The organism is Pseudomonas sp. Van50 (assembly GCF_055390755.1).
This window is the reverse complement of the sequence record NZ_AP024343.1, coordinates 5931035-5946612: the sequence shown is the minus strand read 5'-3', so window position 1 is coordinate 5946612 and position 15578 is coordinate 5931035. Positions and strand designations below refer to the sequence as shown.

15 protein-coding genes and 2 pseudogenes are annotated in these 15578 nt (G+C 61.8%); 8 read left to right on the top strand and 9 right to left on the bottom strand.

Going from position 1 to position 15578, the window contains the following annotated elements:
* The first annotated feature begins 67 nt into the window (after window positions 1–67).
* Complete coding sequence (locus ACZ5M5_RS25645; RefSeq protein WP_060740656.1) at window positions 68–586, top strand: acyloxyacyl hydrolase; 519 nt, start codon at window positions 68–70, stop codon at window positions 584–586.
* Between the two features lie 111 nt (window positions 587–697).
* Here the strand turns inward: ACZ5M5_RS25645 and ACZ5M5_RS25640 are convergent, their stop codons facing one another.
* The 6 genes from ACZ5M5_RS25640 to ACZ5M5_RS25615 all read right to left on the bottom strand — a co-directional run bounded on the left by ACZ5M5_RS25640 (window position 698) and on the right by ACZ5M5_RS25615 (window position 6462).
* On the bottom strand, window positions 698–1003 hold the full coding sequence (locus tag ACZ5M5_RS25640) for a YkgJ family cysteine cluster protein (protein ID WP_060740657.1): 306 nt from the start codon (window positions 1001–1003) through the stop codon (window positions 698–700).
* Window positions 1004–1030: 27 nt separating this feature from the next.
* Window positions 1031–1804, bottom strand: a complete 774-nt coding sequence (locus ACZ5M5_RS25635) for an SDR family NAD(P)-dependent oxidoreductase (protein WP_464738149.1) — start codon at window positions 1802–1804, stop codon at window positions 1031–1033.
* Window positions 1805–1924: 120 nt separating this feature from the next.
* The gene (phrB, locus tag ACZ5M5_RS25630) at window positions 1925–3376 is read right to left on the bottom strand and encodes a deoxyribodipyrimidine photo-lyase (RefSeq protein WP_464738148.1); all 1452 of its coding nucleotides are present in this window, start codon (window positions 3374–3376) and stop codon (window positions 1925–1927) included.
* Between the two features lie 12 nt (window positions 3377–3388).
* Entirely contained in the window at window positions 3389–4336 is a 948-nt protein-coding gene (locus ACZ5M5_RS25625; protein ID WP_060740659.1) for a MerR family transcriptional regulator, read from the bottom strand.
* Window positions 4336–5298 carry a YbgA family protein gene (locus ACZ5M5_RS25620; protein ID WP_060740660.1) on the bottom strand — a complete coding sequence of 321 codons (963 nt, stop codon included), beginning with the start codon at window positions 5296–5298 and terminating at the stop codon, window positions 4336–4338. The genes ACZ5M5_RS25625 and ACZ5M5_RS25620 overlap by 1 nt, the downstream gene beginning before the upstream one ends.
* A gap of 177 nt (window positions 5299–5475) precedes the next feature.
* Window positions 5476–6462 (bottom strand): NAD(P)/FAD-dependent oxidoreductase, encoded by a 987-nt coding sequence (locus tag ACZ5M5_RS25615; protein WP_060740661.1) that lies wholly within the window; start codon window positions 6460–6462, stop codon window positions 5476–5478.
* 196 nt (window positions 6463–6658) lie between these two features.
* Between ACZ5M5_RS25615 and ACZ5M5_RS25610 the strand changes: the two genes are divergently transcribed.
* Entirely contained in the window at window positions 6659–7558 is a 900-nt protein-coding gene (locus ACZ5M5_RS25610) for a TIGR01777 family oxidoreductase (RefSeq protein WP_060740662.1), read from the top strand.
* Window positions 7559–7571: 13 nt separating this feature from the next.
* A pseudogene (gene hemH, locus ACZ5M5_RS25605) lies at window positions 7572–8596 on the top strand (ferrochelatase).
* A 143-nt stretch (window positions 8597–8739) separates the two neighbouring features.
* On the opposite strand, the gene ACZ5M5_RS25600 reads toward hemH, so the two are convergent.
* Both ACZ5M5_RS25600 and upp read right to left on the bottom strand, forming a co-directional pair.
* Window positions 8740–10014 (bottom strand): uracil-xanthine permease family protein, encoded by a 1275-nt coding sequence (locus ACZ5M5_RS25600; RefSeq protein ID WP_464738147.1) that lies wholly within the window; start codon window positions 10012–10014, stop codon window positions 8740–8742.
* 2 nt (window positions 10015–10016) lie between these two features.
* Window positions 10017–10655: a uracil phosphoribosyltransferase gene (upp, locus tag ACZ5M5_RS25595; protein ID WP_060740665.1), complete on the bottom strand. Its 639-nt coding sequence runs from the start codon at window positions 10653–10655 to the stop codon at window positions 10017–10019.
* A 163-nt stretch (window positions 10656–10818) separates the two neighbouring features.
* Between upp and ACZ5M5_RS25590 the strand changes: the two genes are divergently transcribed.
* Window positions 10819–11376: a hypoxanthine-guanine phosphoribosyltransferase gene (locus ACZ5M5_RS25590; protein ID WP_057451825.1), complete on the top strand. Its 558-nt coding sequence runs from the start codon at window positions 10819–10821 to the stop codon at window positions 11374–11376.
* Between the two features lie 3 nt (window positions 11377–11379).
* Window positions 11380–11853, top strand: a complete 474-nt coding sequence (locus tag ACZ5M5_RS25585) for a WbuC family cupin fold metalloprotein (RefSeq protein WP_060740666.1) — start codon at window positions 11380–11382, stop codon at window positions 11851–11853.
* Between the two features lie 126 nt (window positions 11854–11979).
* Here the strand turns inward: ACZ5M5_RS25585 and dauA are convergent.
* Window positions 11980–13721, bottom strand: a pseudogene (gene dauA / locus ACZ5M5_RS25580) (C4-dicarboxylic acid transporter DauA).
* Between the two features lie 337 nt (window positions 13722–14058).
* Between dauA and ACZ5M5_RS25575 the strand changes: the two are divergent.
* The 3 genes from ACZ5M5_RS25575 (at window position 14059) to ACZ5M5_RS25565 (ending at window position 15546) form a co-directional block, all read left to right on the top strand.
* The gene (locus ACZ5M5_RS25575; protein WP_060740668.1) at window positions 14059–14544 is read left to right on the top strand and encodes a hypothetical protein; all 486 of its coding nucleotides are present in this window, start codon (window positions 14059–14061) and stop codon (window positions 14542–14544) included.
* Between the two features lie 62 nt (window positions 14545–14606).
* The gene (locus ACZ5M5_RS25570; protein ID WP_060740669.1) at window positions 14607–14894 is read left to right on the top strand and encodes a PA4642 family protein; all 288 of its coding nucleotides are present in this window, start codon (window positions 14607–14609) and stop codon (window positions 14892–14894) included.
* A gap of 190 nt (window positions 14895–15084) precedes the next feature.
* Window positions 15085–15546 (top strand): hypothetical protein, encoded by a 462-nt coding sequence (locus tag ACZ5M5_RS25565; protein ID WP_464738146.1) that lies wholly within the window; start codon window positions 15085–15087, stop codon window positions 15544–15546.
* Window positions 15547–15578: the final 32 nt, after the last annotated feature.

Here is a 15578-nt window from a genome sequence, read left to right as displayed (position 1 = left end):
CGCGGATTTCTATAGCTTTGTCTGTTTGTAACTAAACTAACTAAGTCGTTCGCAAAGGATGTTTCTAATGAAGCGCTTATTCTGCTTTGCCGCGTTTGCGGCTGCATTGCTGGGGCACACTTACACCGCTCAGGCGGCGGGTGTGGAGTTTGGGGTTGGACAAACTAGCGACTCGACCATGACCTATCGCCTGGGCATGCAGTTCGACTGGGACAAGAGTTGGCTGCAAAGTGACGTCGGTCGCCTGACTGGCTATTGGAGCGGCGCCTATACCTATTGGGAAGGGGACGAAACGTCCAGCAACCATAGCCTGTCGTTCTCGCCCGTGTTTGTGTATGAATTTTCCGGCCAGAACGTGAAGCCTTACATCGAGGCGGGTGTTGGCGTTGCACTCTTCGCCAACACCGAAGTGGAAAGCAACAAGTTGGGGACGGCCTTCCAGTTCGAGGATCGCATCGGGTTCGGCCTGCGCTTCAATGGCGGACATGAAGTGGGCATTCGCGCCACTCATTACTCCAACGCTGGTATCAAGTCGACCAACGATGGTGTGGAAAGCTACGCGCTGCACTACACGATGCCGCTGTAACACCTGAACAATTGTGGGAGCGAGCTTGCTCGCGATAGCGATAGACCAGCCACCTTGAGTTGTCTGACCTACCGCTATCGCGAGCAAGCTCGCTCCCACAGGTTTTTTCGCTTACCGATACGCCGTCGCAATGCCCTGGCGTTCTTCCAGGCATTCCGGCGCGCCCATCTCGAACTCGCGGCAGATCAGCGGGCGCTTTTCGTAGATGGTGCACATCATGCTGTCGCGATCCAGGGCCGCGCACCAGCCGTCGTCGAGCCGCAGCATCACTTCCCCACCCCAATCGTCCGTATCGATAAAACGCTCCGGGACCCCGGTGTCGGTGATCAGCATCACTTCCAATTGGCAGCAGCACGCCGCGCACGTCGAGCAGGTGACGGCCGGTGCCGGGATTTCATGGAGGGGGATGGTTTTCATGGCGCGCAGTGTAAGGCAATCGGCGGCTCAGGGGCGTCCCTTGATCGGATCGCCGCTTTTGGCCTGGCATGAGTCGATGTCGGCCGGCAGGGTTTCGCTGGATGAAGGCAAGGGCCACAGTGCGCTCATGGACGCGATGGGAAGTGCGACTTCCCGGGGGCGTTCGACCAAGTGCTTCAGCACATGCCGCGCCGCTTCTTCTGGCGACCAGTGGACCGGGAATGGGAAACAATCGTCGGGCCCCAGCGATGGGTCGTCGTAGCCTGGGTGCACCCAGGTCACATCCACGCCCGCAGCCGCCAGCTCTGCCCGAGTCGATTCGAACAGATGGCGCATCCCGCTTCCACCCGCTTCGATGTTCGAGGGCGGCAGATACGTTGCCGGGCTGGCAATACCCACCAGATGCGGTTGGGTTCCGGCGCGCAACAAGGGCATCGCCACTTCGATGCAGAAACTGGCGGCCAGCAGGTTACTGCGCACGATATGCTCGATCAATCTGTGGTCAGTATGCTGTTCGTCAACGTACTCAGTCGTTCCAGCATTGAGGATCACCTGATCCAGGGCACCCCATTGCCGGGTGATCTGTTCACCGATCTCGCGCACGGCCTGGCTGTCGGTCAAATTACCGGGCACGGTCAGCACTTGTCCTGGATAACGTACCGAAAGGTTTTCGCCCGAGCGGGGCGAGTGCGAGCTGACGGCCAGGTATGCACCTGTCTCGAGTATCGCTTCAGCCAACGAAGCGCCGATTCCGTTGCCGGCCCCGGTGAGCCAATAGCGCCGGGGCAGTCTTGAACCCATTCCGTACTCCTTTCGATTGCATAACGCTGATACACGACTTTCAGTAGAGTTCGTACGATTAGTACGACTATAAGTTATCGGGTAAAGATTGCATCCCGCGGCCCGGCAATTTCATGTCCGCTAATCGCCCACCCCTTCAACGGCTGCGTCCTGTCGCGTCGGCAGGTTTCTGAACGCTGCCAGTGCACGCGCTCTGGATTCGCGCAAATCGACGATCGGTGCCGGATAGTCCACTGCGCCAAACAAGCCGCCCTGGGTATTTGGGTTATGGACCTGTTGTCTGTCCAGGTCGTTCAGTTCAGGTAACCAGTACTTGATGAACAGGCCCTCGCGGTCAAATTTTTCCGACTGGCTCAAAGGGTTGAAGATGCGGAACCACGGTGCCGAGTCGGTGCCGGTGGAGGCGCTCCACTGCCAGCCGCCATTATTGGCAGCCAGGTCGCCGTCGATCAGGTGCTGCATGAAAAAACGCTCGCCTTCACGCCAATCGATCAGCAGGTTCTTGGTCAGGAACATGGCGACCACCATCCGCAAGCGGTTGTGCATCCAGCCGGTTTCCAGCAATTGGCGCATGGCCGCATCGATAATCGGCAGGCCGGTGCGTGCCTGTTTCCAGGCCTCCAGTTCGCCGGGGGCCTTGCGCCACGCCAGCGCCTCGGTTTCCGGGCGAAACGCGCGGTGGCGCGACACACGTGGATAGCCCACGAGAATGTGCTTGTAGAACTCGCGCCAGAGCAATTCATTAATCCAGGTCACGGCGCCGGCACTTCCACTCTCGAACTCGCCCCGGTTGGCTTGCAGCGCGGCATGCAGGCACTGACGTGGCGACACCACCCCGGCTACCAGGTAGGCCGAGAGCTGGCTGGTGCCGGGCCGGGCCGGGAAGTCCCGCTCGTGCTGGTAATCGTCGAGGTGCTGGTCGACAAAACTGTCCAGGCGCCGTCGGGCTTCGGTTTCACCGGCGGGCCAGAAGGCGCGCAGTGTTTCGCTGGGCGGGGCGAACCCATCGACGTGCGTCGGCACCGGATCGCGGGCAATGCCGGTGGAGGCCTGCTGGCGCGGTGTGGCGACCAGGCTCGGCAGCGAAAAATGCAGACGGTTGTAGCAGACCTTGCGGAACTGACTGAACACCTGGAAATAATTGCCGGTCTTGGTCAGCACGCTGCCGGGCCTGAACAGCAGTTGGTCGAGGTGACGGTGAAACTCGATGCCCTGATCATTCAACGCACGGGCGACTTCGGTGTCGCGCTGCGTTTCATCCAGGCCGTACTCTTCGTTGACATGCACGGCGGCAACGTTCAGTTCGCGACATAGCTTGAGCAGCACGCGTGGCGCCTGGTGCCAATGTGTTGCCTCGCGAATCAAGAGCGGGATGTTCAATTCGTCCAGGGCCACGCTCAATGCGCCGAGGTTGCGCAGCCAGAAATCGATCTTGCACGGTGCGTCGTCATGGGCACGCCATTGTTCGGGGCTGGTCAGGTACACCGCCACGCATGGCCCTTGGGCTGCGGCCGCCGCGAGGGCGGTGTTGTCGTGCAGGCGCAAGTCGCTGCGCAGCCAGATCAGTTGCATGCTGTTTTCCATCTAAAGGAGTTCTCTGCGGCTCAGTTCGCGGTGAGCCGATAGCGGGTCTTCGGCCCAGGACAGGTCAATCATCGAAACGCCTGTGGATAACCGGGCGTGGTGGATCGACGCGGCCGGGCCGGCAATGATGATCGGGCAATCGATGCCACCCAGCAGCCTGGGCAGTTGGGACAGGTTGATGGCGTGACTGGAATACAACAGGACGCCGCGAGCCTTGAGACGTTCGACCGCCAGGGCCAACTCCCCCGCCGGTAGCGGGCTGTCGAGCACCTCCACCGGGCAATCGGCGCTGCTGGCCAGCCAGGCGGTGAGCCACAGGTGCGGCTCCTGGGGCAAGTCCGAATGATTGACCAGCAACAGTGGCGCACCGCGCAACTGACGGTTGTTGTGGTAGATCCGGCTGCCAAACTTGCTGCGCAGCCACGAGTACAGGAAGACCCGTTCCAGCTGCGCGCCGAACTGGCCTTGCCAGCGCACGTGCAGCTCGGCCAGTAACGGCAAGAGCAATTGCTCGCACACGGTCCAGGGCGGATACAGCGCCATCGCCTGGTTGACCAGGTCATCGATCTGACGCTCGGCCAGTTGCGTCACCGCCAGCGCCAGGGCGTGGCGCTGACGCTGCCAATCGTTCTCCGGTGGCGGCGTGGGGGCTGTCGGCAGCGGCGGTGTGTCCAGCAACGGCTTGATCTTGCTCACCGCGACGCCACGGTCGATCCAAGTGAGGATGCTGCGGATCCGTTGCACATGGTCGGCATTGAACAGGCGATGCCCCTTGGGCGTGCGGTGCGGCACGATCAGGCCGTAACGGCGCTCCCAGGCCCGCAGCGTGACAGCGTTGACACCGGTCTGCCGGGCGACTTCGCGTATGGGTAACCAGCCTTGCGCCAAGGCCTTGGCAAAGTCGGCCCCCAGGTCTTCGCGGGCGCTGGAATCGGGGTCGTTGTTCATCAAATGGCGTTTCGCAAACTGAGGTTTTCCGGGTGCGGCTGCAGGTAGACCTGCTGTGCCAGGTAAGGATCGGGGTGCTGGCGCAGGTGATGCTTGAGCAATGTCAGCGGCACCACCAAGGGCACGATGCCGAGGCGGTACTGCCCGATGAGATGCTGTACCTCCTGCTTGTCGTCGGCGTCGATGGCACGCTTGAGGTAACCGCTCAGGTGTTGCAGCACATTGGTGTGGGTGCGGCGAGTGGCGCATTTCTTCAAGGCGGCCATCAATGCACTGAAGTAGCGTGGACCCAGTTCATTGGGGTCGGCCTTGCCCATGTCACCCAGCAGTTTGCCCAGGGCCTTGTACTGTTCGGGGTTGTGAGCCATGAGCAGGTATTTGTAGCGTGAGTGGAATTCGATCAGGTCGCGCCGGGTCAGGCCCTGGCGGCGCAAGGGTTGCCAGGCGGCATAGGCAAACACCCGGGTCAGGAAGTTCTCCCGCAGTACCGGGTCGTTGAGGCGACCGTCTTCCTCCACCGGCAGATCGGGATGGCGTTCGCAAAAGGCCTGGGCATAGATACCGCGTCCGCCGCCTTCCTGGGGGACACCGTTGTGGTCATAGACCTTGACCCGCTCCAGTCCGCAGGACGGCGATTTCTGCATGAAGATGTAGCCGCAGAGGTCATCCAGTTCCCCGGCCATCTGCTGCCCATAGTCGGCCAATGGCCGGGTCACGTTGAGGTCGCGATTCACCGTACCGAGCGCCTCGGGGTGTTCAGGATTGCCCACCAGGCGAATCGGCTCCCGGGGAATGCCCAGGCCGATGGCGACTTCGGGGCACACCGGCACGAAATCGAAGTAATCGATGAGGGTGCGGCTGCACAACGACGATTGCTTGTGCCCGCCGTTGAAGCGAACTTCGGCACCCATCAGGCAGGCGCTGATGGCGATTCTGGGTTTGGCGATGGCTGCGCTGGGCATGGGCGACCTCTGATGGGTTAATCTTGTACAAATTTATATTTATGTACAATATTTTCATCATAGGTCCGAATGCACACAAGTCAACCGGATTCATCGAGGGGCTGGGCGACGTCAGTGGGTGCCGCGGGCAGGCTGCTGTCTCTTTCGACAGCAGCGAAGAGCGATGGGGGGCGCGATCTATTGCAGGCTTGCGTGCAGGCGGCGTGCAGCCTCCTGGCCGCTGAGCCATGCGCCTTCGACCCGGCCGGACAGGCACCAGTCACCGCACACGTACAGCCCCAGGTCGGCATCGGCCAGGGCGCCCCATTCATGGCTGCCGGCGGGGCGGGCATAGAGCCAGCGATGGGCCACGCTGAAGCTCGGTGCGGGCATCGCGCTGTGCAGCAGTTCGGCGAACGCACCGTGCAGGTGTTCGATCACCGCTTCCTTGGACAGGTCGATGTGCTGCCGGCTCCAGTCGCTGGTGGCGTGCAGTACCCAGGTGTCGAGCTTGCTGTCGCGTCCCGGTTTGCTGCGGTTGCGCGCCAGCCAGTCCAGAGGACTGTCTTGTACGAAGCAGCCCTCCATGGGCGTATCCAGCGGGGCTTCGAAGGCCAGGGCCACAGCCCAGGTCGGGTCCATCTTCACGCCGGCCGCCACGGCGGCCAGCTTCGGTACGGCCGCCAGCAATGCGGTGGCCTGGGGCGCGGGCGTGGCGATCACCACGTGGCCGAAGGGGCCGTGGGTGAAACCTTCCGCGTCCTGCAGATGCCAATGCTCCTGGCCGCGGTACACCTCGGTGATCCGGCAGGAAAACTGCACCTGCAGCTTGTCGAGCAAGGCGCGGGTGATGGCGCTCATGCGCGGGGTGCCGACCCAGCGAGTCTGTTCGTCCGGCGATGGGCTCAGTTGCCCATTCTGGAAGTTGTAGAGCTGCGGGTTCCATTCCGCGGCCCAGCCGTTGGCTTGCCAGCGCTGGACCTCGGTGACGAAGCGGCGATCGCGGGCAGTGAAGTACTGCGCGCCCATGTCCAGTGCGCCAGCGTCGCTGCGCTTGCTCGACATGCGTCCGCCACTGCCGTGGCTTTTATCGAAGAGTTGAACGATATGCCCGGCCTCCGTCAGGGCCTGGGCGGCTGAAAGTCCGGCGATGCCGGTGCCGATGATCGCGATAGGTACAGTCATGAGGGCCTCGTTTACCTTTCTGTACAGACTACGCCGTCGTTTAAACCTGTACAATTCGGGTTTTTGGTATAAGTTTTACCGTTCGCGTTTGGACAGGTTGTCCTATTGTTAAACACAGACCCCGTCCGATACGAAAAATCCCTGCTTATAAAAATAGACTAATGGGCCGGGTAAAACGCGATTCGAGGAACATCTCATGCACATATTGCTGACCGGCGGTACTGGTTTGATCGGACGTCAGCTCTGCCGTCTCTGGTTGCAGCAGGGGCATCGCCTGACGGTATGGAGTCGCCGACCCGAAGAGGTGGCGAAAATCTGCGGGACATCGGTGCGGGGCGTGGCCAAGCTCGACGAAATCCACGAGCCGGTGGACGCGGTGGTCAACCTCGCCGGCGCCCCCATCGCCGACCGTCCCTGGAGCCATAAACGCAAGATGTTGTTGTGGAGCAGTCGTATCACGTTGACGGAAGTTCTGCTGGCGTGGCTGGAGCGTTGCGAGCAGAAACCGCAGGTGCTGATTTCCGGTTCCGCGGTGGGCTGGTACGGCGACGGTGGCGAGCGTGAATTGACCGAGGAATCGGGACCGGTGAGCGAAGATTTCGCCAGCCAGTTGTGCATCGCCTGGGAAGAAACCGCGCAACGGGCCGAGGCCTTGGGCCTGCGCGTGGTGTTGGTGCGTACCGGTCTGGTCCTGTCCGCCGAGGGCGGCTTTTTGTCGCGGCTGCTGTTGCCATTCAAGCTGGCGCTGGGCGGGCGTATCGGCAATGGTCGGCAGTGGATGCCGTGGGTTCACATTGACGATCAAATCGCCCTGATTGATTTTCTTCTGCACCGCACCGATGCCAGCGGTCCTTATAATGCGTGCGCGCCGAACCCGGTGCGCAACCGCGATTTTGCCAAGGCCCTGGGGCGAGTATTGCACCGGCCGGCCGTGGTGCCGATGCCGGAGCTTGCGCTGAAGGTCACGCTGGGGGAATTGTCCTTGCTGTTGCTCGGCGGCCAGCGCGCCACGCCGGCCCGATTGCAGGCGGCGGGTTTCACATTCCGATTCACTGATTTGCCTGCGGCCCTGGAAGACTTGTCCAGCCGCCTTTGAAATAGGACGTTGCATGACCGATCACGCGTTGCTTCTGGTGAATCTGGGTTCGCCTGCCTCCACCTCGGTGGCCGATGTGCGCCGCTACCTCAATCAATTCCTGATGGACCCGTATGTCATCGACCTGCCATGGCCGGTGCGGCGTTTGCTGGTGTCGCTGATCCTGATTCGGCGTCCCGAGCAGTCGGCCCACGCCTACGCCTCGATCTGGTGGGAAGAGGGGTCGCCGTTGGTGGTGCTCAGTCGCCGGCTGCAACAGGCCATGATCGCGCAGTGGACCCAGGGGCCGGTGGAGCTGGCGATGCGTTATGGCGAGCCGTCCATTGAGTCGGCGCTGGTACGGCTGGCGAGTCAGGGTCACAAGAAGATCACGTTGGCGCCGTTGTATCCGCAGTTCGCCGACAGCACCGTGACCACGGTGATCGAGGAGGCCAAGCGGGTCGTGCGGGAAAAGAAACTCAATGTGCAGTTTTCGATCCTCCAACCGTTCTACGATCAGCCCGAATACCTCGATGCCCTGGTGACCAGCGCCAAGCCGTACCTGATGCAGGAACACGATCATCTGTTGTTGAGTTTCCACGGCTTGCCGGAACGGCACCTGACCAAGCTCGACCCGACGGGATTTCATTGCTTCAAGGATGCCGACTGCTGCAAGAACGCGCCGCCGGAGGTCATGGCGACCTGTTACCGCGCGCAATGCATCCGCACTGCCGAACTGTTTGCCCAACGCATGGGGCTGGCGGATGGCAAATGGTCGGTGTCGTTCCAGTCGCGCTTGGGGCGTGCCAAGTGGATCGAACCCTACACCGAGGCGCGCCTGGAGGAACTGGCCCAAAGCGGCGTGAAGAAAGTGCTGGTGATGTGCCCGGCGTTCGTGGCCGACTGCATTGAAACCCTGGAGGAAATCGGCGATCGCGGCCGTGAACAGTTCCGCGCGGCAGGGGGGAGGAGTTGGTGCTGGTGCCTTGCCTCAATGATGAGCCGCAGTGGGCGCAGGCGTTGAGTACTCTCTGCGAACGGGCTCCGATCGCGTTGTAAGGTTCAAGGGCCTCATCGCGAGCAAGCTCGCTCCCACATGGAATCTGCGGTGGACACAAATGTTGTGACCACTCGAGACCCTCTGTGGGAGCGAGCTCGCTCGCGATGGCTATCAGGCCGACAACAAAGCCTTCAAGCTTGAGTCACAGCAGCGGCTCATCCGCCTTCTTCTGCTTCCAGCCGTCATTGCCCGGCAGCAGCAGGTTCAGCGCGATCGCCACCACCGCGCACAACGCGATGCCTTTGAGGCCGAAGTCGTCCGGGCCGGTGCCGGTGCCCACCAGCACGCCGCCGATGCCGAACACCAGCGTCACCGAAACGATCACCAGGTTGCGCGCCTCGCCCAGGTCGATCTTGTGGCGGATCAGCGTGTTCATGCCCACCGCCGCAATCGAACCGAACAACAGGCACAGGATTCCGCCCATCACCGGCACCGGGATGCTTTGCAGCAGCGCGCCGAACTTGCCGATGAACGCCAGGCTGATGGCAAAGATCGCCGCCCAGGTCATGATCTTCGGGTTGTAGTTCTTGGTCAGCATCACCGCGCCGGTCACTTCGGCGTAGGTGGTGTTGGGCGGGCCACCGAACAGGCCGGCGGCGGTGGTGGCAATGCCGTCACCGAGCAGGGTGCGGTGCAGGCCGGGTTTCTTCAGGTAGTCGCGACCGGTCACGCTGCCCACGGCAATCACGCCGCCGATGTGCTCGATGGCCGGTGCCAGGGCGACCGGCACGATGAACAGGATCGCCTGCCAATTGAACTCCGGCGCGGTGAAGGCTGGCAGGGCGAACCAGGGAGCGGCGGCGATTTTCGCGGTGTCCACGACCCCGAAGAAAAACGCCATGGCAAAGCCCACCAGCACGCCGGAAATGATCGGCACCAGGCGGAAAATGCCCTTGCCGAACACCGCCACGATCAGGGTGGTGAGCAGGGCCGGCATCGAGATCATCATCGCGGTCTGATAATGAATCAGCTCGGTGCCGTCACCGGCCTTGCCCATTGCCATGTTGGCGGCAATCGGCGCCATGGCCAGGCCGATGGAAATGATCACCGGACCGATGACCACTGGCGGCAGCAGCCGGTCGATGAACCCGGTGCCCTTGATCTTCACCGCCAGGCCCAGGAAGGTGTAGACGAAACCCGCCGCCATCACCCCACCCATGGTCGCGGCCAGGCCGAACTGGCCCTTGGCGAGGATGATCGGGGTGATGAAGGCAAAGCTCGAGGCCAGGAATACCGGTACCTGGCGCCCGGTGACGAGTTGGAACAGGATCGTTCCCAGGCCGGCGGTGAACAGCGCCACGTTAGGGTCCAGCCCGGTGATCAGCGGCATCAATACCAGCGCGCCGAAGGCGACGAACAGCATCTGCGCGCCGGACAGGACCTGGCGCCAGAGCGGATCGTTGAACTCATCCTGCATGCTCAAGCGTCCTTCTGCTTGGTGCCGAAGATCTTGTCGCCGGCATCGCCCAGGCCCGGGATGATGTAGCCATGCTCGTTGAGTTTCTGGTCGATGGAGGCGGTGTAGATGGTCACGTCCGGGTGGGCGTCCTGCACGGCCTTGATGCCTTCGGGAGCGGCGACCAGCACCATGGCGCGGATCTCCCGGCAACCGGCCTTTTTCAACAGGTCGATGGTGGCGACCATGGAGCTGCCGGTGGCAAGCATCGGGTCGATGATCATCGCCAGGCGCTCGTCGATTTCCGGCACCAGTTTTTCCAGGTAGGTGTGGGCTTGCAGGGTCTGCTCGTTGCGAGCCACGCCCACGGCGCTGACCTTGGCCCCCGGGATCAGGCTCAGTACGCCTTCGAGCATGCCGATGCCGGCGCGTAGGATCGGCACCACGGTGATCTTCTTGCCGGCGATTTTCTCGACCTGGACCGTACCGGCCCAGCCGTCGATTTCGTAGGACTCCAGCGGCAGGTCCTTGGTGGCTTCGTAGGTGAGCAGGGCACCGACTTCCTGGGCCAGTTCACGGAAGTTCTTCGTGCTGATATCGGCGCGGCGCATCAGGCCGAGTTTGTGTCTGATCAGCGGATGGCGGATCTCGAGGATGGGCATGGGGAAGGCTCCGGCGGCGGGCAAAAAAACCGGCCTAGATTAATCTATCCGAGGGTGTTGTCCTATAGACAATACAGAACGTTAGTCCACAAACGCTTGATCTGGCCGGGCGGGATGCGTACCTTTGCCGGCTTTTCCGAACCCTGCCCCCCTGGAGAGCGCCATGTCCGCTGATCTCGAGCATATCCGTCAAATCATGCGAGAGGCTGACTGCCTGTACACCGAAGCCGAAGTCGAAGCGGCCATCGCCCGTGTCGGTGCGCAAATCAACGAGCAACTGGCCGATGCCAATCCGGTGGTGTTCTGCGTCATGAACGGCGGGCTGATTTTCTCCGGCAAGCTGCTGACCTGTCTGAACTTCCCCCTGGAAGCGTCCTACCTGCACGCGACGCGTTATCGCAACGAAACCAGCGGTGGCGACCTGTTCTGGAAAGCCAAGCCGGAAGTCTCGTTCATCGACCGCGACGTGCTGATCATCGACGACATCCTCGACGAAGGTCACACCCTGGGCGCGATCATCGACTTCTGCAAACACGCCGGCGCCCGCGCCGTGCACACCGCCGTGCTGATCGACAAGGACCACGACCGCAAGGCGCGGCCGGACTTGAAAGCCGATTTCGTCGGCCTGCCGTGTATCGACCGCTACATCTTCGGCTACGGCATGGACTACAAAGGTTACTGGCGCAACGCCAATGGCATTTTCGCCGTCAAGGGGATGTAATCGATGACTCGGCCAAGTTTCCTGGAACAAGCGTTGTTCGATGAATTGGCCGAGAAAGCCGCGGCCAGTCCTCGCGGACGCCAGCACCATAACTTCCATGAGATGGATGAACCGTGCCACCGCATGGCGGTTGGCTTGCAGCCTTGCACCTACGTCCCGCCGCACCGCCACCTGAGCGCCGATAAGGCGGAAACCTTGCTGGTGCTCAAGGGGCGGCTGGGGGTGTTGATTTTCGACGAGGCCGGTGCGGTGGTGGACAAGCGGATCCTGCAGGCCGGTGGCGATTGCCTCGGCGTCGACCTGCCCTCTGGCGTGTATCACGGGTTGGTGGTGCTGGAAGCCGACAGCCTGATGTTCGAATGCAAGGCCGGTCCCTACCGGCCCGTGGGCGAGGGCGAACTGGCCCACTGGGCGCCCCGCGAAGGCGAGCCAGGCGTGGCCGAGTACCAGGCCTGGATGCGTGCTCAGTTCGACTGAGCACCGAATCAGGCAGGGCAGCGGAGATTTTGTGGCGAGGGAGCTTGCTCCCGCTTGGGTGCTTGGCACCCACCTGCAATTGGGGCTGCTGCGCAGCCCAGCGGGAGCAAGCTCCCTCGCCACCGTTCAAGCAAGTTTTGGATGAGCGGTGCTGCCGCCGGCCAACCACTGCTCACTCTTGACCCGCGCCTGCTCCAGGGTCTGCACATAGGCCAATTGCCGCTGTTCGCGATGAATGCCGGCGCGGCGCAGTTTCAGGCGCACCCTGGGCGCGGTCGCCACCAGGATCAGGCCGATGCCGTGCTTGCGGTAATCCTTCAGGATATTTTCCAGCGCAGCCAGCGCGGTCATGTCCAGCATGGGCACGGCGCTCATTTCCACGACCACCACCCGAACGCCCGGGTCGAACCGGCGCAGCACATCCAGGGCTTTTTCCGCCGCGCCAAAGAACAACGGTCCACGAATGGCGTAGCAGCGAACGTGCTCGGGCATGTCCAGCAGGGCCTGGTGAAAATGGCGCGGCAACTCGGCGCTGTCGGTCAGTTCGCTCATGCGCTTGATGAACAGCCCGGCGGCCAGCAGCAGGCCGACGGCGACAGCCAGGACCATGTCGAACAGCACCGTCAGGCCCAGGCAGGTCAGCAGCACCAGCACGTCGCTGCGCGGGGCGATGCGCAGGGTGTGCAGCACATGCCCGGCTTCGCTCATGTTCCAGGCGACCATCACCAGCAGTGCGGCCAGTGCGGCCATGGGCAAGTAACTGAACAGCGGCGCCAGCAGCACAATCGCCACCAGCACCACGAGGCTGTGGATGATTGCGGCCAGCGGTGAAAAGGCGCCACTGCGCACATTGGTGGCGCTGCGGGCAATGGCGGCGGTGGCGGTGATGCCACCGAACAGCGGCGCCACCAGGTTGCCCAGGCCCTGGCCCATCAGTTCGGCATTGGGATCGTGCTTGCTGCCGGTCATGCCGTCCGCCACCACCGCGCACAACAGTGATTCGATGGCACCGAGCATGGCGATGGCAAAGGCGGGCGCCAGCAATTGGCGGATCAGGTCATAGGACAGGATCAACGGACGTCCCTGGCTGTCCGGCAGGTTCCAGGGCCAGTCGAAGCTGGGTAGGAAGGGTGGGATGCCCGGGTGAGCGATGCCATCGACGACGTAGCTGAAACGTTCGCCCAGCGTCGCGATCGGCCATCCGCCGCGCTCCATCGCCAGCCCCAGCAACGTGCCCACCAGCAGCGCCACCAGATGCCCGGGCACCCGTGGCACCCAGCGCGGCCAGACAATCAGCACCGCCAGGCACACGGCCCCGATGACCCCATCACCCAGACGGGCACCGGGCAGCGCCACGATCAATTCGCCCAGCTGTTCGATGTAGTGTTTGGCTTGGCCGGCAGTGGTCAGCCCCAGCAGATCCTTCAGTTGCAACGTGGCGATGACCACGCCGATGCCCGCGGTGAAGCCGAGGATGACCGGATAGGGAATGTACTGGATCAGGCGGCCGGCGCGTATCAGGCCCAGGGCGATCAAGATCAGGCCGGCGAGCATGGTACACAGCAGCAGGCCGCCCAGGCCGTATTGTTGGGTGATGGGCAGCAGGATCACCACGAACGCCGCTGTCGGCCCGCTCACGTTGAAGCGCGAGCCGCCGGTGAGGGCGATCAGCGGTGCCGCCACCAACACCGTGTACAGACCGTGCTGCGGCGGCACGCCGACGGCAATCGCCAGGGCCATGGCCAGGGGATGGCGATAATGCCGACGGTCAGCCCGGCCACCAGATCGCCGCGCAGGCGTTCCAGGGTGTAGCCGGCACGCCAGGTCTGGCGCCAGGCGGCGAATAACGGTGGTGCGGAGAAAGCCATGAATACTCCTCGCAAGGGGGGCTGGCACTGGCCCCGTGGCGAGGGAGCTTGCTCCCGTTGGGCTGCGCCCGTAGGAGCTGTCGAGTGCAACGAGGCTGCGATCTTTCCCCTGTCACTTGAGTCTCAAGCGAAAGATCAAAAGATCGCAGCCTTCGGCAGCTCCTACCAAACCCAGCGGGAGCAAGCGCCCTCGCCACAAAGGCATGCATCAGTGATATCGATGCTGATGGCCTCTTTGAGTATGCCGTGCCCGCTGTCCGGATGTATTGATCCGGATCGCTTATTTTTACTGTCCGTGCTCATGCTAGAGTGCCCGGCCAAGATTCTGGAGGTTGTCATGCGTGTATCGATCCGCCGCTGCGCCACTTCACTGTTGATCGCCAGCCTGCCTTTGACGGCCGTGGCCGCGCCGATGCACAGCCAGTTCCTGCCGCCGGATGACCTGGTGGTGCGCCAGGAACAGCCCGAACAGCAGCAGTTGCTGCAAGTGACCGAGTATTCGGTGGTGCTGGGTAACCAGCGCCAGTCCAACCAGCAACCGATCCCGGTCACTTCGCCCTTGCTGGTCCGTCTCAAGGGCAAGTCCTTGAACAAGGGGGCGACCATCAGCCAGGTGATCCTCAACTTCGACGGCGAAAGCAAAAGCTTGAAGAAACCGGCCTTCGACGAGGCGAGCAAGACCCTGACACTGTCTTATCCACAGGCCCAGTACCGGGTGGTTATCGACCTGTTGCGCAACAATACGGTCTACGTGCAGTTCCTCACCTACGCCAACGGCCATATCTGGGCCGACCTGCACACCGGCATCGAACGCCCGCGTTGAGCCCCGAGGCCTGCCGGGGGTAAACTGCCCGCCCCCGTGAATTGTGCGAGTTGGAGCCGGCAATGCGTAAAGACAAGAAACAAGTGATTGGCGACGAGATTGGCGATGAGCAGATCAAGCTGTTCCTCAATTTCGAGCCGGTCGATGCCACTTCGCCTTCATTGCACAAACTGATCAAGGCCTACCGTGGCCTGCGGGTCGACGATTTCGAGCGTTTCTTGACGTTCTTCGTCGAGGCCGGCCATGACCTCGACGGCAAGGATGAGCACGGCAACGATTTCGTTGCGCTGATCCAGGACCAGCGCAATGCCGAGGAATACATCGAATTGATCAACAAGGCGCGCCGCTGAGTTGAACCCCTGTCAACGCTCTTCGGAGCGTTGACTCGTTTGGGCTGATCGCAACTAATCTCTTCTTCTGCAAGTTGCTCCGAAAGGTTATGTCACCATTCGGGCTGTTTTGTTTTATTTGAATTTCCATTACTTTTGCGCCGAAGCCAAGTGGCTTTGACGTCATCGTTTAAATGGAGCTTTATTCATCATGGAAGATCAAAAGAAGTTTGTCGCCGGGGTGTTGTTGTCCCTGGCGGCGTGTCTGGCAAGTTCCGCTTCCTGTGCGCGGGATGAAATTGTCAATGTCGAAGTCTATAACGCAACCGCCGCCGTCATCGTTCCCGGCAGAGATTTTACCTGGACGCAGAATCCGGCCAATGCAGGCCACAGCTTTTCGATAAACCCGGGCGAGAGCCAGGAATTAACCTACTACCTGCCCCAGTCACGCGCCGAGCGAGAGGCCTTCAGCTATACGCAAGGCAGCCGAACCTGTCATTTTAGCTTTGGACATGTCGCAAGGGCACCGGGCAGTGATAAAGAGGCAATGCCTTATCATCGCTGGGTCAAGGCGGAGCCGGCGGGTTCCTGTGTCGCTGAATTGTTTTATGTTGAAGATGATGACGACTATGTGAGTCACGGTGGAACACGCGTCAAATTCAGCATGAACTAACACCGAGGAAATAAAAAAGCCTCCCGTCTGCA